The sequence below is a fragment of the Rosistilla carotiformis genome (genome assembly GCF_007753095.1).
Lineage (GTDB): Bacteria > Planctomycetota > Planctomycetia > Pirellulales > Pirellulaceae > Rosistilla > Rosistilla carotiformis.
In genome coordinates this window covers 6,136,919-6,162,906 of record NZ_CP036348.1, presented here as the reverse complement: position 1 = coordinate 6,162,906, position 25,988 = coordinate 6,136,919, and the positions used below count along the sequence as shown (strand labels likewise).

The following is a 25,988-nucleotide window of genomic DNA, read 5'->3' as shown; positions in this document are numbered from 1 at the left end:
TCAAAACGATAACTTTCCTGCTGCACAGCGGTGGCTCTTATGAATCGATTCCCAATCGCGACGACTCTCTTTTCCGGCCTGTTGATCGGACTGTGCGTTACCGCCACCGCGGTGGCTCAGCCGCCCACCGAAGACGAATACTATAAGCTGACCGATCTGCAGATTCCCGAAGGGGAGCTGTTGGAGGTGGGAGCGGTTCAGTTGATGTCCGACGGCCGATTGGCCGCGGCAACGCGTCGCGGCGAGATCTGGATGATCGATGACCCGTTGGCCGATGAAGTCCCGGCAAAGAACTTCCATCGCTTCGCCCACGGGCTGCACGAACCGTTGGGGCTGACTGAAAAAGAGGGTTGGCTTTATGTGACGCAGCGCCCCGATGTCAGCCGATTGCGCGATACCGATGGCGATGGCCGCGCCGACGAATTTGAAGTCGTCGCCGATGGCTGGGGGATCACCGGCGATTACCACGAGTATGCGTTTGGGTCGAAGTTTGATGCCAACGGCGATATCTGGGTGACGCTGTGCCTGACCGGTTCGTTCAGCAGCAAGGCTCTCTACCGGGGCTGGTGTGTTCGCGTGACGCCCGACGGCAAGACGGTTCCGACGACCAGTGGGATCCGATCGCCCGGCGGGATGGGAAGCAACCTCGCTGGCGATATCTTCTACACCGACAACCAAGGCCCTTGGAACGGAACGTGTCATCTGAAGCAATTGATTCCTGGCAAGTTCGTCGGCCATCCGGGCGGATTCGAGTGGTATGAACAGGCGGAAGATGTGCTGGGGAAACGGCCGCAAGAACCCGAGAGCAATACGCGCTCGTTGGATCAGGCGCGGAAGATTCCCGAGTTCGAAGTGCCGGTGGTGATGTTCCCGTACAACAAGATGGGTAAATCGGCGAGCGGCGTGACGTGTGATACCAGCGGCGGCAAGTTTGGTCCGTTTGCCGGGCAGATGTTTGTCAGCGACCAATCGGCCAGCACGGTGATGCGTGTCTATCTGGAAAAGGTTCAGGGGCATTACCAAGGCGTCTGCTTTCCGTTTCGCAAGGGCTTTGGTTCGGGGAACGTCGCCACCGAGATCACCTCCGACGGATCGATGTTTGTCGGCGGCACAAATCGCGGCTGGGGATCGGCCGGCCGCGATCCGGGCTCGCTGCAGCGACTGAACTGGACCGGCAAGGTGCCGTTTGAAATCTTGGAGATGCGAGCGGCTAAAGACGGCTTCGATCTGCAGTTCACCGAACCCGTCGATCCCGAAACCGCGGGCAACGTCGACTCGTATAAAATGGAAACCTACACCTACATCTACCAAAGTTCTTACGGCAGTCCTGAAGTCGACCACACGACGCCAAAGATCCTCTCGGCGACCGTGGCTGACGATGGCAAGACGGTCCATCTGAAGATCGATGGTTTGCAGGAGGGGCACGTGCACGAACTGCACAGCGACGGCGTGAAGAGCGCCGCGGGCAACCCGCTGCTGCACCCCGAAGCCTATTACACGCTTAACTATCGGGTGCAGTAGACCTGATGTCGGCAGGGAGAATATGCTCCCAACACACCCGTTGGTTCTCTTCGGTTTCGGCACGATCCATCCCGCTGAGAATGCGATGGCAGGTGGCAAGTTGCTGATTTTTCAGAACCCATGGAGGTTGCGGGGGTTCTAAGTGATCTGGCGGCCAACGACTGGTGCGGTAATTTTTAGGGACGCGGCGGAGAGATCGAGGATCCAATAAGATGTACGGTATGAAGTTTCGGGTGTTAATTGTTCTGATGTTTATTGGGTTGCAATCGAACGCTTTCGGGCAGTCGGAAGCTTCGGAACCGCAAAATTCCACGCCCGCAATCTTTCAACGCGTGCAACGCGACGATCGAAACCGCGACGGCAAAGTGACTCGTGAAGAGTTTCAAGGGCCGCCACGGTTGTTTGATCGATTGGATCGTAATGGAGACGACGAACTCACGAGCAAAGACTTTTTGATGCCAACGCGACGCGATCGCTCTGCAATGAAGACGCCCGACGACGTTCAGATTCGCCGCGATGTGGTCTTTGGCCAAGGCGGCGGTCGCGATCTGAAGATGCACCTGGTTCTCCCGAAACAGTCCGCTGAGAAACCGCAACCATGTTACGTGTGGATTCATGGCGGCGGATGGATGGGAGGAAGCAAGGAGGGGGGCGTTCAGCAGGTGGTGCCAATCGTTCGGGATGGCTTTGTGGGGGCGACGATCGAATACCGGTTGTCGGGCGAAGCGATCTTCCCGGCACAGATCGAAGACTGCAAATGTGCGATCCGCTTTCTACGGGCGCATGCGAAGGAGTACAACATCGACGTCGATCGCATTGCGGTGGGGGGCAGTTCCGCCGGCGGCCACTTGGCGGCGCTGCTCGGTACGTCGGCTGGCGTGACCGAACTGGAAGGCAACGGCGGTTGGGCGGATCAGCGCAGCGATGTGCAAGCGGTTGTCGACCTTTACGGACCGACCGACTTGATCCAATTCGTTCAGACGCCGGGGTACGAATCGCATGCTCGACCAAGCTCTCCCGAAACGAGGTTACTTGGCGGCGAAGTGCTGAAGCGACTCGACGCAGCGAAGAAAGCAGATCCCATAAGCTACGTTGGGCCCAACGACCCGCCTTTTCTCATCCTGCATGGCACCAACGATCGAACCGTTCCGCCGAATCAAAGCGAAGCGATTTACAAAGCGCTGCAAGCGGCCGGTGTCGACAGCCAGCTGCAGCTGCTCGAAGGGGCGGGGCACGGCGGCCCCGAGTTTGCCCAGCCAGAGATTCGCGCGATGCAGCGTGATTTCCTGCTGCGGACTGTCGGCGACAAAGCCACTCCATGAGCCGAAGCCTGGCGCGATAGAAGCCGTTCGCCGCGGTGTCAATCGGTGCGATGGTCAACCTGCATGGGGTCGCCCGCATAGATCGCGCGTCCGCCGTCGACGTTCAGACAGATGCCGGTGACAAAGTCGTTTTCGACCAGAAACTCGACGGCGTGCGCTACATGCTCGGCGGTGCCAACACGTTTAAGTAGCGTCGATTCACGATTCGCCTCCTCGACTTCCGTGGACACATCGCTGCCCAGTAGCACCGGCCCCGGGAGGATCGCATTGACGCGGATGAATCGGTTTCGTTGAGCCAATTCGACAGCCAGGCTGCGAGTCATCGTCGGGATCGCACCCTTGCTGGGGAAGTAAGCGGCATAGTCGACATAGGGCCGGACCACGGCCCAGTCGCCGATGTTCACAATCACGCCACCACGCGTTTGGTCAACCATCCGCAGGCCAGCGGCCTGCGAAGCGATGAACGTTCCTAGCGTGTTGACTTCCAAGTTCTTTCGGACATCGTCGGCCGTGACGTCTTCGAATCGCTTGGGGCTCCAAATCGCCGCGCTGTTGACCAGCACATCGATTCGGCCGAAGCGTTGATCGATTTCGCGAAATATTTGATCCACCGCCACTTGGTCGTCGATCGGTCCTCGCACGATCAAGACTTCCGTTCCTTCGGCGGCCATCTCCGCAGCCGTTTGTTCGGCATTCGCGATACTTGAGTTGCAATGCAGGACGATCCGAAAACCGCGTCTTGCCAAACGCCAGGCAATCGCGTTGCCCACGCGAGGAGCTCCGCTGCCGGTAACAAAAGCGACCGGTTTCTCGACATCAAACAATTCTTGGATCGATTTCATGGCAGTCGACTCAGCTTCATACCGTTCGTGTAATGGAGGAGATAACAAGCCGATGAAAAGTCGGCGACACTCTAGCCCTTCGTCGATAGCGTCTGTAATTGCTGATCGATCTCGTGTGGATCGATCTGAGAGGCCGCGATGGTTTTGCGGCGGTGTGTGTCGCCCGAGATGATCTCGAGTTGACTCTTGCTGATCCCCAGAGTTTTGGCCAGCAGTTTGATGATCGCCGCGTTGGCTTTGCCCTTCTCGGGAGCTTGCGTGACGGCGACGCGAAGGGCTCCATCATGCTGGCCGCCGACTTCGTTGCGTCGGCTGCCAGCGGAAACGTGGATCGCGAATATCAATTGGTTTTCGCGGGGCGTTGTTTCGATCATCGCCAGGGACTAGAGGGTCGCTTCGTAGGCGGAGATCTTCGCTTCGTGTTCCAGCGTCATCGCGATGTCGTCGAGGCCGTTGAGCATGTTGTGGCGTCGCGATGGTTCGACCTCAAACGTGCGATCGAAACCTTGGCCGTCGCTGACCGTGTTGTTTTCCAGGTCGACGGTCAATTGGTAGCCAGCGTTTTGTTCGGCGCGGCGGAAGATTTCTTCGATGTCTTCTTCGCTGAGCACGATCGGCAGGACGCCGTTCTTGAAACAGTTGTTGAAGAAGATGTCGGCGAACGAGGGAGCGAGGACGGCGCGGAAACCGTAGTCGTCCAAAGCCCAGACCGCATGCTCGCGGCTGGATCCGTTGCCAAAGTTGCGGCGGGTGACCAGGACCGAAGCATCTTTGACGGCTGGTTGGTTCAGTTCAAAGTCGGGGTTGTCCGACCCGTCTTCGTTGTATCGCCAATCGAAGAACAGGAACTGGCCGAAGCCGGTCCGCTCGATCCGCTTCAGGAACTGCTTGGGGATGATTTGGTCGGTGTCGACATTGGCGCGATCCATCGTCGCGACGAGGCCGGTGTGCTTGGTGAACTTTTGCATGGAATTGAACGCAGTTTTGTATCGGTGAGATTTGGTGATCGGGAGTACTTCGCGACGCCCGATCGCGTGGCGATCGGGCGGGTCGGCTGATGCCGCTGGCTAGCTCTTGAAGTCCCACTGGCGGACGTCGGTGAAGTGACCGGCGACGGCGGCAGCGGTTGCCATTTCTGGGCTGACCAAGTGCGTGCGGCCTCCCTTGCCCTGGCGTCCTTCGAAGTTGCGGTTGCTGGTGCTGGCACAGCGTTCGCCCGGAGCGAGTTTGTCGGGGTTCATCGCCAGGCACATGCTGCAGCCCGCTTCACGCCAATCGAAGCCGGCTTCCTTGAAGATCACATCCAGGCCTTCTTCTTCGGCTTGTCGTTTGACTTTGCCGCTGCCCGGAACAACCATCGCGTTGACACTGCCACTGACCTTGTGCCCCTTGGCGACTGCCGCGGCGGCTCGCAAGTCTTCGATCCGTGCATTGGTGCACGAGCCGATGAATACGCGGTCGATATGGACGTCGGTCAGCGATTTGCCGGCGGTCAGGCCCATGTATTCGAGCGCTTGAGCCGTCGATTTTTGTTCGGTCGGGTCGGTCGAATCGCCTGGCGACGGGATCCGGTCCATCACGCTGATCACTTGGCCGGGGTTGGTTCCCCAGGTGATTTGCGGTTGGATGTCGGAACCTTGGAAGACCTCGCTGCGGTCGTAGGTGGCCCCGGGGTCGCTTGGCAGTTGCTTCCACTTCTCGACAGCGGCGTCGAAGTCCTTGGGGGCTTCGGGCTTGCCGCGGAGATACTCAAAGGTGAGCTCGTCGGGAGCGATCAGGCCGGCGCGAGCCCCCGCTTCGATCGACATGTTGCAGACCGTCATCCGCTCTTCCATTGAGAATTTGCGGATCGGATCGCCGGTGAATTCCAGCACGTAACCGGTTCCCCCGGCGGTGCCGATCTTACCGATCAGATACAGGATCGTGTCTTTTGCCGTGACGCCGCGGGGGAGGTCCCCTTCGACACGCAGTTCAAAAGTCTTCGGCTTGTATTGCAGCAGGGTCTGCGTCGCCAGGACGTGTTCGACTTCGCTGGTGCCGATGCCGAACGCCAACGATCCAAACGCACCGTGGGTGGCGGTGTGGCTGTCGCCGCAGACGATCGTCATGCCGGGCTGGGTGAAGCCGTTTTCGGGGCCGATGACGTGGACGATCCCTTGGCGAACGTCGTCGATGTCGAACAACTGGACACCGAACTCCTTGCAGTTATTGCGCAGGGTGTCGATCTGCTTGCGAGCGATCGGGTCGGCGATCGGCAGGCTGCGGTCGCTGGTCGGGACGTTGTGATCGGGAGTTGCGATCGTGCGACCGGGCTGACGCACCTTGCGGCCTGCGAGCCGCAAACCTTCAAACGCCTGCGGGCTGGTCACTTCGTGAACCAGGTGCAGGTCGATATAAAGGATCGTCTGTTTGCCAGGTTCGCTGTGAACAACATGGTTGTCCCAGATCTTTTCAAACATCGTGCGGGGCTGTCCCCCGCTGCTTTGTGCTGTTGTCATCAGTTGCCGAGACGCCAGGAGCGCCGCTGAGGTTCGGAATTTTCTAAAACACTATTGTATTTGGCAGGCGAGGTTCTCGGTATGGGGGACAGATGTCGGCCGCTGGCGTGCTTGGATTGCATGCCAGTTGCCAATTGACGCCCGGGCTGTCGCGTAGCGGATTTGCAGTCGGTCGGCCCTCCCCGGAAAACTCGCTAAACGCTTGTTTTCCGACCCTCCCTGCTTCGCTGGGCGGGTGAAGTGCGGCATCGCTTCACCCTCCCCCAAACGAAGTTTGGTAGGGGAGGGTCGAACCCGCGGAGCGCGGTTCGGGGAGGGGGTGCGAGGTACGTCCGCAGTGCTCGATCTCGGCGGTCGGCCCTCCCCGAAAAACTCGCTAAACGCTTGTTTTTCGACCCTCCCTGCTTCGCTGGGCGGGTGAATTTCGGCATCGCTTCACCCTCCCCCAAACGAAGTTTGGTAGGGGAGGGTCGAACCCGCGAAGCGCGGTTCGGGGAGGGGGCGCGAGGTACTTCCGCGGTGATTGCTCGCGTCGGTCGGCCCTCCCCGGAAAACTCGCTAAACGCTTGTTTTTCGACCTTCCCTGCTTCGCTGGGAGGGTGTAGTTCGGCATCGCTTCACCTCCCCCAAACGAAGTTTGGTAGGGGAGGGTCGAACCCGCGAAGCGCGGTTCGGGGAGGGGTTGCGAGGTATGTCCGCAGTGCTCGATCACGTCGGTCGGCCCTCCCCGAAAAACTCGCTAAACGCTTGTTTTCCGACCCTCCCTGCTTCGCCGGGAAGGTGAAGTGCGGCATCGCTTCACCCGCCCCCAAACGAAGTTTGGTAGGGGAGGGTCGAACCCGCGAAGCGCGGTTCGGGGAGGGGGCGCGAGGTATGTCCGCGGTGATTGCTCGCGTCGGTCGGCCCTGGCCGAAAAACTCGCTAAACGCTTGTTTTCCGACCCTCCCTGCTGCGATGGGAGGGTGAAATCTGTCGCGGCGAGCTCTGTTAATTGCCTGGCGTCAGCAGCATGTTGTCGATCAGCCGGGTCACGCCGACGCGGGCGGCGATCAGGGCGACGGCGGGGCGATCGATCGTTGGCAGCGGTTGGAGCGTGATCGCGTCGGCGATTACTGCGTATTCGAGCGTGTTGACCTTGGCTTCGGTCAGTGCGCGGAGCATGGTTTGTTCTAGCTGTGGGCCGTCGGTTGTGCCGCTGTGGAACTGCTGCTCGGCCGCCTGCAGGGCCCGGCTCAGGCCTAGGGCTCGCTGTCGTTGGTCGTCCGAGAGATAGCGATTTCGCGAGCTCATCGCCAATCCGTCGGGCTCGCGGACGATCGGGCAGATCTCCAGTTGGATCGGGACGTTCAGGTCGCGGCACATCGCCGAGATGACGGCGGCTTGTTGGTAGTCTTTTTGGCCGAAGAAGGCGTGAGTGGCCGGAACTATATTAAACAGCTTCATGACGACCGTTGTGACGCCGCGGAAGTGGTCGGGGCGGCTGGCTCCTTCCAGCGTGCCGCCAACAGCGGGAGGGCTGACGTAGGTCGAAAATCCCGCCGGGTAGATTTCGCTCGGTTCGGGGGTGAAGACCAAGTCGACGCCGGCGGCTTCCAGTTTTTCAAGGTCCGCGTCGAGCGTGCGGGGATATTTGTCGAGGTCTTCGCTAGGAGCGAATTGCGTGGGGTTCACGAAGATCGTGGCCGCGGTGCGATCGCAGGTCGTGCGACTCCGTTGGGCCAGGCTGATGTGACCGGCGTGGAGTGCCCCCATGGTAGGGACCAGGCCGACGCGATTCCCGACGGCGCGTTGGTCGAGCGTCCATCGCTGGGCCTCGGTGACAAGTTTTACGATTTTCATAACGGTTTCTTTGGGGCGGTGTTAGGTGTCGGATGCCCAGTTGCCGTCGGGGGTGATCGGATGCACTTCGCACTGCATCGAATCGATCGCCGCGGCGACTTCGCTTACCGCCCATGGGAGGTCGTCGACTTCCAGGCGGTATTCGGGCCAATTCCAACCGTTGCGATAGATGATCTGCGGCGAGGGCCAGCGGGTTTCGGGCGTCGTGCGGTGCAGTCGAGCGATCAGTCGCGGCATGTTGGGATCGCGCGAGGCGATCTCGGGCGAGGTCGTCGCGATCGCTTCGGGAACAAAATCGGCGACCCACGGTGTGTTGTCGGGCGTCGATATGTTGGCGGTCTGGGCAGCGGGGGGCGTTTGGTTTGCTGCCGCTACGGTGCCGGGGGCGTGGCCGATGATCGACATCGCCGGTGGGGATGCGGTGTGGCGGCGGATCGCGATGCCGTGCTGCGCGGACAGTTGGTTGCAGATCTCGGATCTCAGTTCGCTACCCCCTCCGACCAGAGCGACCGACGGAGCGGCGGCTTGGAGGTGTTCGTAGAGTTGTCGCAGGGTCCATCCAAACCTCGGATCGCGCCAATCGCCAGCGACATCTTGGGCGGGAGCCAAGACAAACCCGCGGGCGGTGTAGCGAGGGTGGGGGAGTTTTAGTTGCAGCGATGCGCCGACGAAATCGCCGTATAAGACAACGTCCAAGTCAATGCTGCGTTGGTCCCATCGCTGTTTGCGAACGCGGCCAAGATCTTGTTCGGTCTGCTGCAGTAGGTTCAGTACGCCAGCGGTCGAGAGGGTCGTTTCGATCACGGCCGCTGCGTTGAAGAAGATCGATTGGCCGCTGGGGCCACCGACCGGCGGCGTGGTAAAGATCCGGCTGCATCGCATCGCCAGGACGTCGGGGTGGCGGGCGATCGCCATCGCCGCGGATCGCATTAATTCATCGCGATCGCCGAGGTTGGATCCCAGACTAATCAGGCAGTGGGGCACGAGTGGATCATTCAGCAGTGGGGTGTTTCAGCGGGCAAGCATCCTGCTGACTGAAGCCCTTGCGGTGTCCATGGAGAACGTTGTTGTTCGGCTGGGCTTGAACAGGGCGAGGGAACCTAAAAAGGACCCACGCATTCGCCATCCATGGCGACGCGTGGATCAACAATCTCAAACAAGGAGGGGAAGTCCGGTTCTCGACATTCGTGTCGTTGGCTGTGACTCCCTGCATCACCACCCCCCAAGTTCAAAAGTTCGGTTCGTGTTTCCTTGGCTGTGTATGGTCGTTCTGTCGAGGCGCAACGGTAGACAGAAGAGCTGTTTTTTGTTTCGTTTTGCAACCGCGATCTGCGGGCGAAAGGCGATTGGAAACGCGTGCCTTTAGGACGCGGTCGACACCAAAATGGAGTCAGCTGGAAGAGTCGGTAGGGACGCAGAGTTTGGCCGGAGAACTAATCGAACGATTTCGTTTTCCAAAGACTATCATCGCTGCGATTCCACACTTTGCATTAGACGGAGGCGATTAAATCTCATCTCGGCAGCTCGCAAGCCAAACGCTGATTTGGCAACCAAGCAGGCGTTATGATTTCGCATCATTGTGCCGGATGCGGTAAGGTTGTCAAGCAATCAGCCCGCGCTGAATGCAAATTTTTTCATGTTTGCTGGAGATGCTTGCATTGCGCTATGCGAAGCCTTGTCGGCTCGATAGATTTTCGATGTGCTGACCGATTTGTGGATTGAGTATGCGTCTGGCAAAATGGTCTGGTCTCGATCTTGATTCGCTTTCTAACAAGACGTATTACGGACCTGTTCGCTATGTCGGAATTCGACCCCGCGTCAAAACAAACGAAAACGCCGACACCGATGGCGGGAGGGGGCGGCCAGCTGTCGCTGGAGAACGACGGCGGCATGGCGATCAATGATCCTCGTGTCTGGACGCATGAGCACTATCGGAATTGTTGCGATTTGCTAGGGCCGGCGGTCTGTCGTCGGATGGGGATTTTCCCACTGCCCGAAGGGTTCCTGTTGTCGGTTGTCGTCCCGGTCTACAACGAAGCGACGACGGTGGAACGGGCGATTACGCGGTTGCGCAGCACCGGTTTGCCGCTGCAAATCATCTTGGTCAACGACGGCAGCACCGACGGGAGTCACGAAGTGCTCGACGCCCTGCCCGCATCGGCCGATTTAACCGTCATCCATCATCCTGCCAACGCGGGCAAGGGAGCAGCGGTGCGGACTGGCTTTGTGGCGGCCCAAGGTGATTGCGTGGTCGTGCAAGATGCCGATCTTGAATACGACCCAAACGACTTTCGGTGGCTGTTGCAACCCTTGGTCGCCGACGAGGCGGATGTGGTGTACGGCACGCGTTATGGCCATTGCGATCGCCAAGTGTCCCCTTGGTGGCACCAGGCCGTCAATGGTTTGATTACGGGGTTGTGCAACCTTGCCATTGGGTTGCGATTGAGCGACGTCGAAACGTGTTACAAGATGGTGCGTCGAGACATCATTCAAGAACTGGTCCTCGACTTGAAAGAGAACCGTTTTGGCATCGAAATCGAACTGACTGCGAAGCTTGCCCAACGTAAGTTGCGGTTCACCGAACGCCCCATCCGGTACCAACATCGGTGGTATGACGAGGGCAAGAAAATTGGTTGGAAAGATGGGGTCAGCGCATTGTGGTGCATCGTGCGCTATGGACTGTTGGGGCGAGTTAAGTGATTTGATAGCAACGGTTTGCGTGCAATGCGTGGGGGATTGGGACGGAACCGGTGGGGGCGGCGAGAATTTGCTTGACGAAGGCCCTGCGGTCGCCGTAGCCTAAAAGATGGCTGCTCTCTTCAATTCGGGTGGTTGGGATGGCCCATGCCCTCGCACCCGTCTCCGACTTTTCACTTAACCTGGAGGCTTCGATCATGCTGATGCGCACCAAAGTCATGACGCTCACCGTCAACCCGGCGTTCCTGCAGGAGATCAAAGAGAGTAATCACGAGCTTTGGGACACGTTGCATCAGGTTCGCCAAACCTGCGAAGAGGGCGGTCTGCGTTCGGAAATTGCGAAGCGTCTGGTGCGATTGTTGGATCAGCTGCGCGATCATTTGTCGCTGCAGTTCGCGCTGGAGGAATCGTACGGTTACATTGAGTGTCCCGGGACGATCGAACGACGAATCAGCGAAACCGCCGAGCGTGCTCAAGCACAACATTGTCGTTTGTTTTTACAGTTGACCGACCTGTGCGAATTGGCAGAAGAATTGCAATACCGCGGTTTTGCGGCGAACGAAGTGGAGCGATTGATTGACGAAACACAAGCCTTCGACATGGCGTTGCAGGAGCATGAACGCTGTGAAGATGATTTGATAGAAATCGCCTATTTTGATTTAAAGCGGTAGAATGCACTGTACCTTGCGAGCGCGGCGGTTGCGCTCCTGGTCTCTGCGAAGGAGTTTTTGAGCTAATGTTTTCACAGACCGTTTGTCGTCCGATGGAGATTTTGCTGGTCGAGGATGGGTTGCTCGATGCGCGGGTAACGATCTTGGCTTTGGGGCGGTGCAGTATCCATCATCGCGTGACCTTGGTGCGGAGCATTTCTGAAGCGTTGGCGTTTGTTCGGCAAGAGGGGGTTTTTCGTCGCGCGCCGCAGCCCGATCTTGTGCTGTTGGATCTGTTGTTGCCCGATGGCAATGGGACGGATCTTTTGCGTGATTTGAGGCAGATGCCGAACTTGTCGGAGGTTCCCGTCGTGGTCCTCACTGCTTCGGGCGATCCCGAAAATCGAACGATTTGTTCGACGCTGAAGGTCGACGACTACATCGAGAAGCCGGTCGATGAAGATAAGTTTCTGCGCGTTGTCCGCGAGCACAAACGCTTGCTCGTGTTTGGCGCTCGCGCTTTGCGGTCGGTCTTTCCCGAGCACACGCTGGCGACATCGTCGTAGCGTTTCGGTCGGCTATCAGGATTCTGTGCGGACGTGCAACAGGTGGTCCGCGTGCCCCAAGGCGTTCGTTGCGGAGCGTTGGCTGACGCTATCTTCACTCTGACAAGCCGCATCCCTCGGTAGGTCCGCTTTCCTGGGAGTTCGCGGGCTTGCCGTCTCGGTGTCAAGCCGCTTCGATTGCCGACGCGTTTGGGGTATATTAACGCTCCAACAACACGATAGTTACTGTGAGAGCGAACATGCCCAATCTGGTTTGCCGCGGCGTGCGCGGCGCGATAACGGTCGACGAAAATTCAAAATCGCAAATTTTACTTGCGACACGGCAGATGTTGGCCTTGATGATGCGTCAAAACGACATCCAGGCGACCGATTTGGCCAGTGCCATCTTTACGGTCACCAAAGATCTGGACGCGGAATTTCCTGCTCTTGCGGCGCGGCAATTGGGCTGGATCGATGTCCCCTTGATGTGCGGTTACGAAATCTCGGTCAGTGGTTCCTTGCCACGCTGCATTCGCGTGTTGTTGCATTGGAATACAGACGTCCCGCAAGACAAGATTCACCATGTCTATCTTCGCGATGCGGCCAGCCTAAGGCCCGATCTCTGCAAACTGCCTCCGGTCGATGACGCGGAGTTGGAGGCCTGGATCGCGGAGAATCTGCAATCGTAACGCCAGCATCGGCGATGCGTTCGGTGGATCCTTTCGAAACGATGGCTATCAAAATCACCTGGAAAACGACTCCCGAAATCAGCCCGCTGTACGCAGCGGCGGCGGTCGCTAGCGGCATGCCTGTGGCCGACCCTCAATTGGCTGGATTGATCGGTGCCAGCGTGCAATCGATCAGCGATCGTCTTGCCGTGGCCGACCTCGACGTCGATCGGTTTTGGAATGGTTTGATCGCCGCGGGCGATCGTCCCCGCGACCACCGAGCGCGGGTCGAAGCGGCGTTGCTGCAAGCCGGCTGTGGCGAGCTGGCGGCCGATTCGATCGCTCCGACGATCTCGGGCCAGTTGGCGGATCTGAAAATCGCCTACGCCGAAGCGTTTCCAAAACTCAGCGAACAGTTGCCGCTGCGGGCTCGCGTGCTGCAGGAGCAATGGGAGGCGCGAGGCCCCGGTTTGATCGCCGTGATCGGCAAGCTGACGCATCGCGATCTGATGCCCAAAAAAGGAACGGTCGCGTTCGTCCAGCCCGCTTTGGGCGGCGGAGGCGACGCGAGCCCTGAGACCGGCCTGGTTTGGATCGAGGCGGTGCTTGCCAATCCGTTTCCCGATATTCCCGAAGTCGTTCGCTTGGGCTGGTTGTTGGCGCGACTGGGGCTGGGACGCAAGGCGGCCAGCAAATTAGTCGACGCGAAACACCTTCCCGACCTGGCCGCATTGGCCCTGTTGCCGATCGTTCTCGAAGCCGCTCGCGACGTCGAGCTGTTGGGCGACGTCGAACTTTCGCGGCTGATGGATGCTTGGAACACCCGGCGGATCAACAGCAATTGCACCGCCGATAGCTTGAACCAATGGTGGTCGCAGATGCGCGAGGGGACGACTCCGTTTCCCGTGGGGCTCAAAGCGCTCGATCGCATTCTGACCGCGTAGGTCGACGGCGCCTGTGCGATGCCATCGTCGGTCCCGTTCGGATCGATCCAACCAACCTCTTTCCGCCTCTTTGAAATAAGTCATGGATCCCAAGCCAGAAACGCCGCTTCCCAAGAACGTTCCGCTGTGGCAGCGCATGTACGCACGGGGCGTCTTCTATCCGACGTTGACGTGGAACATGTTGTTGGGGCGAGCGTTGAAAGTTCGCCGCTGGTGGGATCCGATCGATCCGCATGTGATCGTCGGCGCGTATCCGTTCGCTCGCGATGTCTCGCTGATGTACGAGCAGGGAGTCCGTGCGGTCGTCAACACGTGTGAAGAGTATGCTGGCCCGCAAGCTGTCTACGACGCGATGGGAATCGAACAGTTCCGCATGCCGACGACCGACTTCACGCATCCGAAGTTGGAGGATATCGAGCGGGCTGTCGAATTTGTGCAGTCGCACGTCGCTCAAGAGCACACGGTTTACATCCACTGCAAAGCGGGCCGCGCCCGCAGCGCAACGGTCGCTCTTTGTTGGTTGATCAAGTATCGCGGACAAACTCCCGAACAGGCCCAGAAGATTCTGCTTGAGCGTCGACCGCATGTGAATCCGCATGTCTATCTACGTCCGGTCGTCGCTGAATTTGCCAAGCGGCTCAGCTAGGTCGCGCCATCTTATTGACGCTTGCCAAGGTAAACTTGATAATTGGTCATTCGATGCCACGTGCGGAAGAATGCCTTGTCTGAATTTTCGGGTAACGTCGACGATCCACTGATCCCATTGCTTCGCTTAGCAATGTTGCCCGGCATCGGTCCACGGACGCTGACCGCTTTGCTGGAGTGCTTTGATTCGCCCAGCGATGTTCTTGCCGCATCGTCCGATGCGTTGCTGCGAGTCGCCGGCGTGGGGCCGAAGTTGGTCGAGGCGATCCGCAGTCCCGACGCGCAAATCGACGTCGAGGATTTGATCGCGGAGTGCCAGCGGTTGCAGATCGAGATCGTGCCGCAGGCTGCCGACGGCTATCCCAAACGTTTGCTGGAACTATGCGACGCGCCGCCGGTGTTGTTCATGCGGGGGACGTTTGTCAAAGAAGATGAACTGGCGGTCGCCATCGTCGGCACTCGGCATCCGACGCCTTATGGGCGACGGCAGACGCAGGTGTTGGCGGCGGGCTTGGCTCGCGCGGGAGTGACCGTTGTCAGTGGGCTGGCGCGGGGAATCGATGGCATCGCTCATCAGGCGGCGCTCGATGCGGGAGGCCGCACGATCGCGGTGCTCGGCGGCGGAATGGGGGCGATCTATCCGGCGGAACATGGTGGTTTGGCGGATGACGTGACGGCCAACGGGTGTTTGATCAGCGAGAATCCGCCGTGGGCCAAGCCGCGTGCGGGAATGTTCCCGCAACGCAACCGTTTGATCAGCGGGCTGTCGCTTGGCGTCTGCGTGATCGAAGCGGCCGACCGTAGCGGTGCGCTGATTACAGCGCGATTGGCGAGCGAGCAGGGACGCGACTGTTTCGCCCTGCCCGGTCCCGTCAATTCTCGTATGTCGCGCGGCACGAATCAATTGATCCGCGATGGCGTCACGTTGATCCAATCGGTCGACGACATCTTGGAGAGCCTAGGGCCGTTGTCTCAACCGGTCCAGGTTCGCGATTCCGACGACGCTCCGCGACAATTGCATCAGGCCGCCGAGTTGCTGTTGAATGAACAGGAGTGCCTAGTGCTCGACGCGATCGGCGCCATGGCAACATCGATCGACGAGATCATCGCCAACACGAAATTGCCAGCTCACCGAGTGCTGTCGACCGTCAGCGTGCTGGAGATGCGACGCTTGGTTCGACGGACCGGCGGCCAGCACCTAGTGCGGATTTAAGGTGGTCTGCAATCAGCGGGAACACTGATTGCGGGACTGCTTTACGCTTTGCGGATGAAATCGGCGGCGTAGCTGCGGATGTGTTGGCCGTTGAGGACGTGGACCATTCGCAGTTGCTGGATGTGGCTGTCGCTGAACGATCCGATCGGCACATGGACCAAGTGTTTATGGAATCGCTTGGCCAGCCGACGCCAGCCCGCTCCCGGCGGTAGGCTGGACATGATCGCGATCTGTCGGGAACGCGAGTAGGTGCAGGCCGCGGCGATCAAACGCTCTTCCAGCGAGTCGACGAAGTCCAATCGTGGATCGTTCCAGATGTCGGGGATCACGACCGGCGGGAACAGGAACATCGCGCCGCCATAGACCGACATCCCGATCCCCGGCCCCACCATCTCTTTGGAGAAGTCGGTTGCGTAGAAGGCGAGCGTCGATTCCTCTTCGTGTTCGGCGAACCACGTCGTACGCCACGGGTAATCGCGCGGATCCGAAGGGCTGTCGAACAGCATCACGCAGCAATCGAGCTTGCCGCGATCGGGCGGAAGGACTTTGACGTAGATCTGTTTCTCGTACCAATGACGCAGCGTATCGCGGATGTCGATGCCATCTTTCACACTGGTGGTAAACTTCTCCGTCCGCGCCAGATCGGTTCCCAGGATCGCTTGGGCCCGTTCGACGACGCGGGTGCGGAAGTTTTCAATCTGTTGGTCTTCGGGCGGGTAACTGCATTGCCCATACGGATTCCAGCGGTACTGCCAACGCTTCGATTCCTCTTGCGTCGGGCGGCGATTTAATTGCAGCGTCTGCCAGCTGACCTCGGGACCCGGCAAGCGGTTGACCAGCGGAACGATCTGGCCATCGGGGAGCCGCGCCTGGTCGATCCCCAACGTGACCTGATTGCGATCGTTGTTCGAATCCGAATTTAGATAAGGATACGACCGCGCCGTTTCGACCACGTGCAGCGCGAATTGCGGCCCCAGGATCTGTTTTGCCGCGACGACGATCGTGTACAGATCGGGCGTCATCCGGCGTCCGATCAGCGACAGGTTGCGAATGTATTTCAGGCACTGACTCAGCAGCAGCGGCGTCACTTTGCGAGCTCGCACGCCGAGGTCGGCGCGGTAGGCATCGCGAGCGGCCAGCAGCAGTTGCTTGACGCCATCGATCGACATGAAGCGATCGTCCTCCAGTTCGGCGCGGGCCCGTTCGTACAGTCCCGTGATGTAGGGGAGTTCGCCAAACATGAAGTTCAACGACCGCGGATTGACGTCGTAGATCTCGGGCGGTTCGACAAGATCGTGCTCGGGCATCTCGGCATCACTTTCGCGATACGCCTGCCGGACCCAAGGCCACTGCAGAACGCTGCAGACCAACAGGATCTTGTCGTAGCGTTGTTCGAGTTCGCGGAGCCGCAGGGCCATGTGCAAGATCCGCTGTTGGATCTGGCGGTCGGGCGGATGCGGAACGCCCGGCAACATCGCCGCCGCAAAACGTTCCAGCGGAACGCGTTTGAGCGCAAACGGATCGGGCATCGTCGCCGACATCGGCTCAAACGGATCGGTCTCCAGGTCGATGAAATGCCGCGGCAGATGTTCCCCCATCGCGATCCGGATCGCCATGATCACCGGCTGGCAGGGATCGATCGGCACATAGCTGGTCGGGGATTCGTCGTCGAAATCGTCTTCATCGTCGTCGGCCGACTGCGATTCGGACCACTCCGATTCGGTAAACCGCGGCGACGTCGGCTGGATCACGATCGAGGGCTTGGGCAGCTGCAACACCCCCTCTTCGACTCGCTGTTGAAACGAATGAGGCAGCGGGATCGCAACGCAATCGAATTCGTGCTCCAACATCCGGCGGCGAACTTCCCAGGAAAAATCGCCGCTACCATGGATGATCGGGATCACCGAGATGCGTGGACTGATCTGCAAAGGTTCGGGGAACTGGGGCATTGAGCCAGACGCTTTTCAATTTGGGGGTGATGGGAATCGATCCGATCGCGGCGAGCCTTCAATATAGCTTGGTTTGGGGAAAAGGTTGACCAGCCTGACAGTGGACACGATACTTTCCAATTCGATCGATTCTCCCCAACCGGGCGTTTGCTGTTGCCGACCGCCCCCTTGCACTTGATCTCGTTGAATGGACCTCCATGTCGAAGCCAACTTTTTTTCTGCTTTCCCTGTTCGCCTGCGTTTCGGTACTGGGTACCGGATGCAATAAAAGTTCCAGCGATTCGGCCGGTGGCGGCGACTCCGGCCAACGCCCCAGCGTCGCTTATGTGACCAACGGCGTCGCGTCGTTTTGGGTGATCGCCGAAGCGGGCGTTAAGCAAGGTGGAAAGGATTTTGATGCCGACGTCGAGGTGTTGATGCCGGCTGAAGGGATCACCGCGCAGAAGCGGATGATCGAAGATCTTTTGACCAAGGGGACCGATGGGATCGCGATCAGCCCGATCGATCCAGAGAATCAAACCGAGTTGATCAACAAGGCGGCGAAGTACGCCAAGGTGATCACGCACGACAGCGACGCTCCCGATTCGGATCGGCTGTGCTACATCGGGGTCGACAACTACATCGCGGGGCGGATGTGCGGCGAACTGGTCCGCGAAGCGATGCCCGAGGGGGGCAAGTTGGCGATTTTCATCGGCCGCTTGGAACAGGACAACGCGCGCCGCCGACGTCAGGGAGTGATCGACGCGGTCCTGGGACGCAGCGAAGATCCGACCCGTTTCGACCCGCCCGACGCGGAGATCAAAGAGGGAGATTGGCACATCGTCGGCACCTACACCGATCAATTCGATCGCGCTCAAGGGAAAGCGAACGCCGAGGATGCGATCAGCCGCCATCCCGATCTGGCTGGCATGGTGGGGCTGTTCGCCTACAACCCGCCGCTGATGCTCGAAGCGCTCACGCAGAGCGGACATCTTGGAAAAATCAAAGTCATCGGATTCGACGAAGCTCAAGAGACGCTGCAGGGAATTCAAGACGGCAACGTCTACGGAACCGTCGTGCAAAATCCGTTCGAATACGGACGGCAATCGGTCAAGGTGTTGGCGGGGTTGGCTCGCGGCGAGAATCTCCAGTCGCTGGGAATTCCCGAAGACGGATTCCTCGACATCCCGGCTCGCAAGATTCGCAAGGATAACCTGGACGAATTTTGGGCCGAGTTGAAGAAGAACATGGGTGAGACAGCGGAGTAATTCCAAGCCGAGCGTCGGGAGCCTCGATGCCGAGGTGCCCGTTTTTTCCGTAAGCCAAGTTCGTTTGCATGACATCCCATTCCCCGGCGGCAGTGCCACTGTTAGAGGTTCGTGACGTAACAAAACGTTTTGCGGGAGTCGCTGCGCTCAGCGGCGTTTCGCTGTCGGCGGCGCGGGGGCAAGTGCATGCCGTGATCGGCGAAAACGGTGCCGGCAAGAGCACGCTGATGAAGATCTTGGCCGGCGTGCAGTTGCCCGATTCGGGGCAGATTCTGCTGGACGGCAAACCGGTTCGAATCGATTCGGTGCAGCGGGCGTTGGAGCTGGGGATCGCGCTGATCCATCAAGAGTTAAACCTCTCGGACAACCTAGACGTCGGGGCGAATCTGTTTTTGGGGCGCGAACCGCGGCGGTTCGGATTGATCGATTTCGGCAAGATCCGCGAAGCATCGCGGCAGTACTTGCAGATGGTCGGGCTGGATATCGATCCGGGGACGATCGCTGGCGATCTGACGATCGGGATGCAGCAGATGGTCGAGATCGCCAAGGCGTTGTCGGTCGATGCGCGGTTGTTGATCATGGACGAACCGACCAGCAGCCTTTCGCAGCACGAGACCGAAGCGTTGTTCCGCGTCATCCGGCGGCTGCGCGAACAGGGTGTGACGATCCTCTATATCTCGCATCGATTGGGCGAGATCATCGAACTCGCCGACACGGTCACCGTCCTCCGCGATGGAGAAAACGCGGGGCATTTGAGCCGCGATCAGATCAGCCACGACGCGATGGTCCAACGGATGGTAGGACGCGATATCTCGAAGTATTACGCGCGAGCGGAGCATCCGCGGGGCGACGTGATGCTGGAAGTGAAACAGCTGCGGACATCGACGTGGCCCGCTCACGCTTTGGATTTCAAGGTTCACGCTGGCGAGATCGTTGGCGTCGCGGGATTGGTGGGAGCCGGCCGAACCGAGTTGATGTCGACGATCTTCGGAACTCAGCGGGCTGTCTCGGGAAAGGTTTTGGTGGCGGGGAAGCCTCTGCGGTTGAGGCACTGCCGCGACGCGATCGATGCCGGAATCGCGATGGTTCCCGAGGATCGCAAGCAGCAGGGTTTGATCCTGGAGATGGGGATCCGGATGAATGTGGGGCTGCCCGGGTTGGAGCGGCATCGGCATCCGGGGGGCTTCTTGAATCGCCAAAAGGAACGGGCCGATTCGGATCGGATGATCGCGGAGATGAAGATCAAATCGAGTTCGGATATGCTGCCGACTCAGTTTCTGTCGGGCGGCAATCAGCAGAAGGTGGTGATCGGCAAGTGGTTGTCGATGCATCCCAAGGTGCTGTTGTTGGACGAACCGACGCGCGGCGTCGACATCGGTGCCAAGCAAGAGATCTATCGATTGATGGAAGAACTGGCGGCCAGCGGCGTGGCGGTGCTGTTTGTTTCCAGCGAAATGGAAGAAGTGTTAAGCATGAGCGATCGGACGATCGTGATGCACGAAGGCAAGATCAGCGGTGAATTGCGACGCGAGCAATTGTCCGAAGAAGCGGTGATGCAATTGGCGACCGGGAACCCCGTCGCCGCCGCGTCGACCTGAACGAACGATTCGATAACATGAAAAAAATACTTGGCATCTTGGGTCTGTTGGTCTTCATCTGCGTCGTCACGGCGCTGATGAGCGATCGCTTTTTGACGCAGTTTAACATCGAGAATTTGATCCGCCGCAGCGCGCTGTTTGGGATCATTTCGGTGGGGGCGGCGTTTGTGATCATCACCGGTGGGATCGATCTCTCGATCGGATCGGTCGTCTGCATGATCGGCTGTCTGTTGCCCTGGATGTTGGTCCAGCAAGAGTTCTCGGTGCCGCTGGCCTTACTGATCTCGTTGGGGATCTCGCTGGCGGTTGGACTCAGCCATGGCCTGCTGATCACCAAGGTCCGCTTGCAACCGTTTGTGGTCACGCTGTGCGGGCTGTTGGTCTATCGCGGGATCACGCGCGGGATCGTGCAAGATCAGACGCAGGGTTTCAAGAGCGGATACCAATCGCTGCGAGCTCTGGCTCAGGGGCAGATGCCGTTGCCCGGGACCGACTTTGGCATCCCTTATCCCTGTCTGATTCTGGCCGTTGTGGCGGTGCTGGCGATCCTGTTTTTGAACTACACGATCTACGGGCGTTACATGTTGGCGTTGGGCCGCAACGAAACCGCGGCTCGGTACAGCGGGATCAACACCGATCGGATGATCATCCTGGCCTACATGATCTGTGCGCTGTTGAGCGGGCTGGGCGGGATGCTGTTTGTGCTGGATGTCGGCAGTGCCCAGCCTGTTGACTTTGGCAACTTCTACGAACTCTACGCGATCGCCGCGGCGGTCTTGGGGGGCTGCAGCTTGCGTGGCGGCGAGGGGACGATCATCGGTGTTGTGATCGGAGCCGCGGTGATGCAGGTGCTGAAGAATTCGATCACGTTGATCGATGCGATCCCCACCAACATCGAATTTGCGGTGATTGGGATCGTGATTCTCGGCGGAGTGATCGCCGACGAATATGTCAAACGCTTCGCCGCCGCGCGGCGAGCACGCCTGCAAGCCGAACTGGCTCAACAGGCGGAGTGATCGCGACCGAAGCGGTCGCGATCGGAAGACTTGTGGCGGCGGTGTGACCGCGGTGCCACGAGTGGTTTAATTGCCGCCGACTTTGGGAGCCGATTGGCGATCGGGAGTCTTGCGGTCAAACAGTTCCGAGACTTTCCCTGGGCTGCGTTTTCCCAACCCTTCGGTCATTGTTGGCGGGAAGTCTTCGGCCCGCGAAGCGGTCCCCAATGGGATCACAAGATCTTGATCCAAGCTGCGGAGATAACCGAGCAATTTGTTCAGCGAGATCGTCGTGATACCCAGTTGCTTGGCCCGTGCCTTCAGCTTGCCGACGGCTGCCAAAACCGAAGCGTTGCCCGCGTCCGCGTCGGCATCCCCTTCACCAAATTCTGGGTTGGTACCCAAAACCAGGAAGCGTGTGTCGAAGGTGAGTTCACCCGTTTCGATACCTCGGGCGTCAACTTGAGCGCTGACCGTGGCGCCGACCGATTTGACCATCGCTTTGATCCGATCGGAATCGTCGGTTCCATCGCCGTCGAGATCCATCAACCCAGCCAGTGCGATTTCGACTCGGCGACCTGGAGCCCAGAAGGGCGTGTAGATCTTATCATCTTCGATGACCGGATTGCGAAGCTCTTTGTTGTACACCACGCGTGCCTGGGCCAGATGGGAGCCAAGAATCGCGGTGACTTCCAGGTTCCCTTTGGGTTCAACGTTGGTGACACGGACTTCGTCTTGATCGATCACGCCAAAGGTCACACCGGTGATCAAGCCATCGGCGCTGCCGAGATTGATGAACACGACGTTGCCGCCGGGCATTACGTGAACGACGCGGCCTTGAGGTGTTTCGAATTCGTCGTTACGCAACGTTTCGATGGTGTTCTTTTGATCGTCGATCGTGGTCTGCAATTGGGTCGACTGTTTAACCAATTGCGTCTTCTCACGGGCGGCGGAGGTGGTGACGGCGGTGATCTGTTGTTGCGATTTGGTCAACAAGTCCTGCATCTGCTGTTGTTTCAGGTTGTGATCTTCGCGCGCCTTGGCCAGATCGGCCATCGTTTTTTGCAGTTGCGTGTTCAGGTCATCCTTGTCTTTTTCCGCTTTGTCGGCTCGCGCGGTTTCGCGTTCCAGGATCGCGTCTTTCTCTTTGCCCAATCGCGCGATCTGCTGTTCCGCCGCAGCCAACAGCGCTGATTTGTCGCGAATCGTCCGCATCAGGAACGAAGGCAATTCGTGATAGTTCTTCTTGCCGTCTTCGTTCATCAACGACATATCTTGGGCGAACTGTTGTTCGATCAAATTCATTTTGTCGTCGCCGCCGGCACTGGTCAGCATCTGAGCAAACTCGGCATCGGTCATCTGCCCTACACCCAGCATTCGCTCCATTACCTGGATCTTGCTGTCCTGGGTCCGCACTTGATTCTGCGCGTTTTGCAACGAAGCGGCTGCTTTGGTCTTTTCTTGCGAAGCCGCATCGCCCCATTGCCACATGAAGAAATTGCCGACCAGCGACAGGACCAAAACAATAATGCAGGTAATCAAACTGCCGCGAATGACGGAATCGTCGCGAGCTGCCATTTCGAAACTCCATACGCTCCGGCCAGGGACGAGAGCATGCGTGCCGGAAGTTAATAAGGGGTGTGAACTGCTGTCATCTTATTCAACAATTCCAAGAATACCAGATTTACCCCGTAAAGGTCGCTAAATCACCTAACCCCCCGCTACCGATTAGATCGCTTATTCGCGACGGGAGGGCTCGTGCCTCGATTAGCTAGACTCGCAGCGGGGGCGGCAGCAAACTGCCAATCGGGGGCTCGGCGGCGGCTGATTGCCTGACTCACCGAGCCGCTGCGCCGACATCTACTTCATTCTAGTAAGAAGTTCGTTGCGGCGACTGGCCGGTCCGCGATACCGAGAGAATGTCGCTCGCGGCGTGGCTGAGCCCGTAAGGCCCGTTCGGCTGGTTCAGTTCCAGAAAAACCGTAAACCGCGAATTGGGGCTCTCCGAATAGATCACCGGGGTGGGCGTGATTTTCATCAGGCTCGACGGGCTGCCGTTCCAGCCATACGAATACCCGCCGGTCCCCAGCGAATGGTCGGGCGATAGGTGGTAGTGGGCCAGCATCAGCGAAACCAGCCGCGTCGGATCGCCGGTGAAACCGTTGAAGCTGATCCGTTGCAGCCGATGCTGGGGGGTGAAGTAGTAGGTGATCGTGCCAGCCAGGTCGTCCGGTTTGGCCCCGGTGACGACGGGGACGCGGAGCCCTTCCAGTTGGCGATCGGCCAGGACGGTCGTGACGCGCGAAAATTGGGCGGTCACCCAGGCGGGGGTGGCATCAAAACGCAAGATGTCGCGGAAGTCTTGGAACGGGCCGCCGGCGAGCGCTTGGCTGGGGTGGCTGAGCCAATCCAAATCGCGATGCGGGTGTTTGTCGCCCCGCGCCCAGAGGGCTTCGGTGCTGTAGTGCGAATCCAAACCATCGGCCGATGGCGAGGTCCAACCGCTTTGAGCGTCGCTTCCGCTGGCGGTGACCTGGGTCAATTTGGCTTGCAGCGATTGGCCGAATTCGGTTTCGGTGGCGACATAAGGCCCGCCGACGAGGCCTCCTGCTAGCAACAGCAAAATCGGAGGACGTTGAATCATGGCAGAGTGCTCCAGCACGTAGCGCAGTCACAAGGTTGGCATCCCTGCCGAACGTTTGTTCGCACCGATCCGTGGTGGAAAATTTTGTGGGCTCAGCCCATCGCTTGTAGGTCGTCCCAATCATGCCCCGAACTTGCCAATTGTTGTTGTTGGCAGCACAACCGCTGTATCTGGTCGCATCGGACATTGGCGGCCTCGACGCAAACCCTCGTTTTTGACCTGGACTCGCGAACACTGGTTTGGTTATTCGAGGTGTCGCAGCGGATGGACGACCTGACCGTTGCTAACAGCATTCCCTCGAATTCATTTAGGAGCTTTGCCCGCGATGCCCATCACTGATTATCGTCGTCAGTTTCTCATCAAGGCGTCTATGGCACTATCGGCGGCGGCCCTGCCTGGATGCGGAACCATCTTCTTTCCCGAACGCGTTGGTCAGCCGCGTGGTGGTCCCATCGATTGGAAGGTCGTTGCGCTCGATGGCGTCGGGCTGCTGTTGTTTGTCGTCCCCGGTATCGTCGCCTTTGCTGTCGATTTCTATAACGGGACAATCTTCCTGCCCAGTTACAATTACAGCCAAATCGAATCGCAGCGGACCGATGCGCTGTTGGCCGTGGAGATCGAAAAAAGCGATCTGTCGCAGGAGAGGGTGGAAGAGATCGTCTCGAAGCACGTCGACCAAGAGGTGAAGTTGGCCGCGGGGAAGTATCGCGCGAACCCGTTGCCCAGCATGGATCAGTTCTGGGGACTGGCTGGGAAGATGCGAGCCGCGTTCACCTGAGCGATTCGCTGGGCTGTGCGCCGACGAACGCTTCTCTGAAGGCAAAGGCTACTTTAGCGCAATCGGGCGTTTCAAATGCCCGCGGCGATTGCGAAGCCCCAACGCTTGGATCACGTGATGCCGGCAATCGTTCAAGATCGGGATGTTCAGTGCGTTGTGATTCCGCATCCGTCGCTCGGCGGTTGCGGCAGAGATCCCGCAGACTTTCGTTGCTGTGACACCGATTCGTTTTCGTTCCAGTTGGAAGCCGCGTTCCATCACTTGAGTGCCGTAGAGCTTGCACTCATAACAATTGCTGACCGCTACACCATTCTCGTACACCACCGGCGAGACCCCTTTGGGACAGAACGCGATCGATGCGTGCATGATCGCGCCAACCTTGGGAACGGTGCCGCGGAGCTTGCTGGTCACGATATAGACCTCACGGTCATCGATTGCGGGCGGTTCGGTCAGGATGCTGGAGCCTAAATCGATTTCCGCGGCACTTTCGGCTGTCGCCGGAGTGGCGGTCAATGCGGTCGCAACCAACAGCATGACCAGTGGAAATCGGTAGGAAGCTTGAGAACGAATCATGGACACGATAACAGCGACGAGTTGACGTAGAGCCGTGAAGCGGCACAAAACCAAGGCGACCTTGCGAAGTGCAAACGCCATGATTTGCCGACCGGTTCACTGCTTGAGTTTACCGAATGGGCCGGAACGTTGGCCCAAGTAAACATACGATGCAAAAACGCAACGTGCGGTAAGATCGATAGGATTTTCCGGTTGTTTCGATGGAAGGGCCGGTGGGAAAGAGGCGTCAAGCCGCTGTGGGCACATGGCCGTTTGACAGCGGTTCCCCAGGTGAGGGGACGCAAGATCTTGCCCGGGACTGGAGAGGGTCGCGCGGACCGGAGAGCGCCAGCGAATGACGGGGAGGGCGCTCGCCGACGCGGCGCGATAAGAGACTGCGCAAGGCGCGGCTACTGCGCCGTTTCACGCGACATTGTTAGCACGCGTTGGACGTTTTTGCCTTTGAAAAACAGCGACGCGCCAAACGCGTTCTTTTCGATCGGCACGGTGATGTCGACTGTCAAGTTAGGGGCGTTGCTGGTTATGTTGACCGGATTCACCTTGATGTTCGCGTTGGTGATTCCGATCGTCGCCAGGATCTCGGTTGCCTTGGCGCGAACTTCGTTGCTCGTCGCCCCGGGAATGATCCCTGAACGAGCGGCTTCGTAGACGGCGTTGTCGACCGTGTGCCGGATCATCGCGACGCGGCAGAATTCAAACGAAGCGAAGAAGAACGCGATCGCGATCCCCGCGGTCAGCGCGAATTCGACAGCCACCGCTCCTTGCCGAGCGCGTTGCGAAGCGATGGATGGTCGTCGAGTGGAGTGTTTGCGATTCATGG

Annotated in this window: 24 protein-coding genes; 13 read left to right on the top strand and 11 right to left on the bottom strand. The window is 59.0% G+C overall.

Annotation, left to right across the window (positions count from 1 at the left end):
- Window positions 1-39: 39 nt before the first annotated feature.
- Both Poly24_RS22370 and Poly24_RS22365 read left to right on the top strand, forming a co-directional pair.
- A complete protein-coding gene (locus Poly24_RS22370; RefSeq protein ID WP_145100929.1) occupies window positions 40-1,521 on the top strand; it encodes a DUF7133 domain-containing protein in 1,482 nt (493 codons plus the stop codon).
- 233 nt (window positions 1,522-1,754) lie between these two features.
- Window positions 1,755-2,843, top strand: a complete 1,089-nt coding sequence (locus Poly24_RS22365; RefSeq protein WP_231753293.1) for an alpha/beta hydrolase — start codon at window positions 1,755-1,757, stop codon at window positions 2,841-2,843.
- A 38-nt stretch (window positions 2,844-2,881) separates the two neighbouring features.
- Here Poly24_RS22365 and Poly24_RS22360 read toward each other — a convergent pair whose 3' ends face one another.
- The 6 genes from Poly24_RS22360 to folK form a co-directional block, all read right to left on the bottom strand.
- A complete protein-coding gene (locus tag Poly24_RS22360; protein ID WP_145100923.1) occupies window positions 2,882-3,685 on the bottom strand; it encodes an SDR family NAD(P)-dependent oxidoreductase in 804 nt (267 codons plus the stop codon).
- Between the two features lie 71 nt (window positions 3,686-3,756).
- Window positions 3,757-4,059: a DUF167 domain-containing protein gene (locus tag Poly24_RS22355; RefSeq protein WP_145100921.1), complete on the bottom strand. Its 303-nt coding sequence runs from the start codon at window positions 4,057-4,059 to the stop codon at window positions 3,757-3,759.
- 9 nt (window positions 4,060-4,068) lie between these two features.
- The gene (gene leuD, locus Poly24_RS22350) at window positions 4,069-4,653 is read right to left on the bottom strand and encodes a 3-isopropylmalate dehydratase small subunit (protein WP_145100918.1); all 585 of its coding nucleotides are present in this window, start codon (window positions 4,651-4,653) and stop codon (window positions 4,069-4,071) included.
- A gap of 99 nt (window positions 4,654-4,752) precedes the next feature.
- Window positions 4,753-6,183 carry a 3-isopropylmalate dehydratase large subunit gene (leuC, locus tag Poly24_RS22345; protein ID WP_145100915.1) on the bottom strand — a complete coding sequence of 477 codons (1,431 nt, stop codon included), beginning with the start codon at window positions 6,181-6,183 and terminating at the stop codon, window positions 4,753-4,755.
- A 987-nt stretch (window positions 6,184-7,170) separates the two neighbouring features.
- A complete protein-coding gene (panC, locus tag Poly24_RS22340) occupies window positions 7,171-8,022 on the bottom strand; it encodes a pantoate--beta-alanine ligase (RefSeq protein ID WP_145100911.1) in 852 nt (283 codons plus the stop codon).
- A 21-nt stretch (window positions 8,023-8,043) separates the two neighbouring features.
- A complete protein-coding gene (gene folK / locus Poly24_RS22335; RefSeq protein ID WP_231753291.1) occupies window positions 8,044-9,006 on the bottom strand; it encodes a 2-amino-4-hydroxy-6-hydroxymethyldihydropteridine diphosphokinase in 963 nt (320 codons plus the stop codon).
- Between the two features lie 813 nt (window positions 9,007-9,819).
- Here folK and Poly24_RS22330 point away from each other — a divergent pair.
- From Poly24_RS22330 to dprA, 7 genes are all read left to right on the top strand, one after another.
- The gene (locus tag Poly24_RS22330; protein WP_231753290.1) at window positions 9,820-10,722 is read left to right on the top strand and encodes a glycosyltransferase family 2 protein; all 903 of its coding nucleotides are present in this window, start codon (window positions 9,820-9,822) and stop codon (window positions 10,720-10,722) included.
- A 194-nt stretch (window positions 10,723-10,916) separates the two neighbouring features.
- Window positions 10,917-11,390, top strand: coding sequence for a hypothetical protein (locus Poly24_RS22325; protein WP_145100908.1), 474 nt, complete (start codon window positions 10,917-10,919; stop codon window positions 11,388-11,390).
- A gap of 65 nt (window positions 11,391-11,455) precedes the next feature.
- Window positions 11,456-11,935, top strand: coding sequence for a response regulator (locus Poly24_RS22320; protein ID WP_315852218.1), 480 nt, complete (start codon window positions 11,456-11,458; stop codon window positions 11,933-11,935).
- Window positions 11,936-12,174: 239 nt separating this feature from the next.
- Entirely contained in the window at window positions 12,175-12,603 is a 429-nt protein-coding gene (aroH, locus tag Poly24_RS22315; protein WP_145100906.1) for a chorismate mutase, read from the top strand.
- A 41-nt stretch (window positions 12,604-12,644) separates the two neighbouring features.
- Window positions 12,645-13,526: a hypothetical protein gene (locus Poly24_RS22310; RefSeq protein ID WP_145100903.1), complete on the top strand. Its 882-nt coding sequence runs from the start codon at window positions 12,645-12,647 to the stop codon at window positions 13,524-13,526.
- A gap of 82 nt (window positions 13,527-13,608) precedes the next feature.
- Window positions 13,609-14,172 carry a dual specificity protein phosphatase family protein gene (locus Poly24_RS22305; protein WP_231753289.1) on the top strand — a complete coding sequence of 188 codons (564 nt, stop codon included), beginning with the start codon at window positions 13,609-13,611 and terminating at the stop codon, window positions 14,170-14,172.
- A gap of 75 nt (window positions 14,173-14,247) precedes the next feature.
- On the top strand, window positions 14,248-15,384 hold the full coding sequence (gene dprA / locus Poly24_RS22300) for a DNA-processing protein DprA (RefSeq protein WP_231753288.1): 1,137 nt from the start codon (window positions 14,248-14,250) through the stop codon (window positions 15,382-15,384).
- A 41-nt stretch (window positions 15,385-15,425) separates the two neighbouring features.
- Here the strand turns inward: dprA and Poly24_RS22295 are convergent, their stop codons facing one another.
- Window positions 15,426-17,333: a hypothetical protein gene (locus Poly24_RS22295; protein WP_145100899.1), complete on the bottom strand. Its 1,908-nt coding sequence runs from the start codon at window positions 17,331-17,333 to the stop codon at window positions 15,426-15,428.
- 197 nt (window positions 17,334-17,530) lie between these two features.
- Here Poly24_RS22295 and Poly24_RS22290 point away from each other — a divergent pair, with 197 nt between their 5' ends.
- The 3 genes from Poly24_RS22290 (at window position 17,531) to Poly24_RS22280 (ending at window position 21,194) form a co-directional block, all read left to right on the top strand.
- A complete protein-coding gene (locus Poly24_RS22290) occupies window positions 17,531-18,580 on the top strand; it encodes a sugar-binding protein (protein WP_145100896.1) in 1,050 nt (349 codons plus the stop codon).
- A 68-nt stretch (window positions 18,581-18,648) separates the two neighbouring features.
- A complete protein-coding gene (locus Poly24_RS22285; RefSeq protein ID WP_145100893.1) occupies window positions 18,649-20,178 on the top strand; it encodes a sugar ABC transporter ATP-binding protein in 1,530 nt (509 codons plus the stop codon).
- Between the two features lie 17 nt (window positions 20,179-20,195).
- On the top strand, window positions 20,196-21,194 hold the full coding sequence (locus Poly24_RS22280; protein WP_145100890.1) for an ABC transporter permease: 999 nt from the start codon (window positions 20,196-20,198) through the stop codon (window positions 21,192-21,194).
- Window positions 21,195-21,260: 66 nt separating this feature from the next.
- Here the strand turns inward: Poly24_RS22280 and Poly24_RS22275 are convergent, their stop codons facing one another.
- The gene (locus tag Poly24_RS22275) at window positions 21,261-22,751 is read right to left on the bottom strand and encodes a hypothetical protein (RefSeq protein WP_145100887.1); all 1,491 of its coding nucleotides are present in this window, start codon (window positions 22,749-22,751) and stop codon (window positions 21,261-21,263) included.
- A gap of 292 nt (window positions 22,752-23,043) precedes the next feature.
- Window positions 23,044-23,817, bottom strand: a complete 774-nt coding sequence (locus Poly24_RS22270) for a DUF6690 family protein (RefSeq protein WP_145100884.1) — start codon at window positions 23,815-23,817, stop codon at window positions 23,044-23,046.
- Between the two features lie 325 nt (window positions 23,818-24,142).
- Here Poly24_RS22270 and Poly24_RS22265 point away from each other — a divergent pair, with 325 nt between their 5' ends.
- Entirely contained in the window at window positions 24,143-24,595 is a 453-nt protein-coding gene (locus tag Poly24_RS22265) for a hypothetical protein (protein WP_145100881.1), read from the top strand.
- A 48-nt stretch (window positions 24,596-24,643) separates the two neighbouring features.
- On the opposite strand, the gene Poly24_RS22260 is transcribed toward Poly24_RS22265, so the two are convergent.
- Both Poly24_RS22260 and Poly24_RS22255 read right to left on the bottom strand, forming a co-directional pair.
- A complete protein-coding gene (locus Poly24_RS22260) occupies window positions 24,644-25,168 on the bottom strand; it encodes a hypothetical protein (protein WP_145100878.1) in 525 nt (174 codons plus the stop codon).
- A 389-nt stretch (window positions 25,169-25,557) separates the two neighbouring features.
- Window positions 25,558-25,986, bottom strand: a complete 429-nt coding sequence (locus Poly24_RS22255; RefSeq protein ID WP_145100875.1) for a TadE/TadG family type IV pilus assembly protein — start codon at window positions 25,984-25,986, stop codon at window positions 25,558-25,560.
- Window positions 25,987-25,988: the final 2 nt, after the last annotated feature.

Bases quoted from the DNA above. Each gene is read 5' to 3' on its own strand.
- Poly24_RS22370 (WP_145100929.1), top strand. From the start codon at position 40: ATGAATCGATTCCCAATCGCGACGACTCTCTTTTCCGGCCTGTTGATC.
- Poly24_RS22360 (WP_145100923.1), bottom strand. From the start codon at position 3,685: ATGAAATCGATCCAAGAATTGTTTGATGTCGAGAAACCGGTCGCTTTT.
- Poly24_RS22355 (WP_145100921.1), bottom strand. From the start codon at position 4,059: ATGATCGAAACAACGCCCCGCGAAAACCAATTGATATTCGCGATCCAC.
- leuD (WP_145100918.1), bottom strand. From the start codon at position 4,653: ATGCAAAAGTTCACCAAGCACACCGGCCTCGTCGCGACGATGGATCGC.
- leuC (WP_145100915.1), bottom strand. From the start codon at position 6,183: ATGACAACAGCACAAAGCAGCGGGGGACAGCCCCGCACGATGTTTGAA.
- panC (WP_145100911.1), bottom strand. From the start codon at position 8,022: ATGAAAATCGTAAAACTTGTCACCGAGGCCCAGCGATGGACGCTCGAC.
- Poly24_RS22330 (WP_231753290.1), top strand. From the start codon at position 9,820: ATGTCGGAATTCGACCCCGCGTCAAAACAAACGAAAACGCCGACACCG.
- Poly24_RS22325 (WP_145100908.1), top strand. From the start codon at position 10,917: ATGCTGATGCGCACCAAAGTCATGACGCTCACCGTCAACCCGGCGTTC.
- Poly24_RS22320 (WP_315852218.1), top strand. From the start codon at position 11,456: ATGTTTTCACAGACCGTTTGTCGTCCGATGGAGATTTTGCTGGTCGAG.
- aroH (WP_145100906.1), top strand. From the start codon at position 12,175: ATGCCCAATCTGGTTTGCCGCGGCGTGCGCGGCGCGATAACGGTCGAC.
- Poly24_RS22310 (WP_145100903.1), top strand. From the start codon at position 12,645: ATGGCTATCAAAATCACCTGGAAAACGACTCCCGAAATCAGCCCGCTG.
- Poly24_RS22305 (WP_231753289.1), top strand. From the start codon at position 13,609: ATGGATCCCAAGCCAGAAACGCCGCTTCCCAAGAACGTTCCGCTGTGG.
- Poly24_RS22295 (WP_145100899.1), bottom strand. From the start codon at position 17,333: ATGCCCCAGTTCCCCGAACCTTTGCAGATCAGTCCACGCATCTCGGTG.
- Poly24_RS22290 (WP_145100896.1), top strand. From the start codon at position 17,531: ATGTCGAAGCCAACTTTTTTTCTGCTTTCCCTGTTCGCCTGCGTTTCG.
- Poly24_RS22285 (WP_145100893.1), top strand. From the start codon at position 18,649: ATGACATCCCATTCCCCGGCGGCAGTGCCACTGTTAGAGGTTCGTGAC.
- Poly24_RS22280 (WP_145100890.1), top strand. From the start codon at position 20,196: ATGAAAAAAATACTTGGCATCTTGGGTCTGTTGGTCTTCATCTGCGTC.
- Poly24_RS22275 (WP_145100887.1), bottom strand. From the start codon at position 22,751: ATGGCAGCTCGCGACGATTCCGTCATTCGCGGCAGTTTGATTACCTGC.
- Poly24_RS22270 (WP_145100884.1), bottom strand. From the start codon at position 23,817: ATGATTCAACGTCCTCCGATTTTGCTGTTGCTAGCAGGAGGCCTCGTC.
- Poly24_RS22265 (WP_145100881.1), top strand. From the start codon at position 24,143: ATGCCCATCACTGATTATCGTCGTCAGTTTCTCATCAAGGCGTCTATG.
- Poly24_RS22260 (WP_145100878.1), bottom strand. From the start codon at position 25,168: ATGATTCGTTCTCAAGCTTCCTACCGATTTCCACTGGTCATGCTGTTG.
- Poly24_RS22255 (WP_145100875.1), bottom strand. From the start codon at position 25,986: ATGAATCGCAAACACTCCACTCGACGACCATCCATCGCTTCGCAACGC.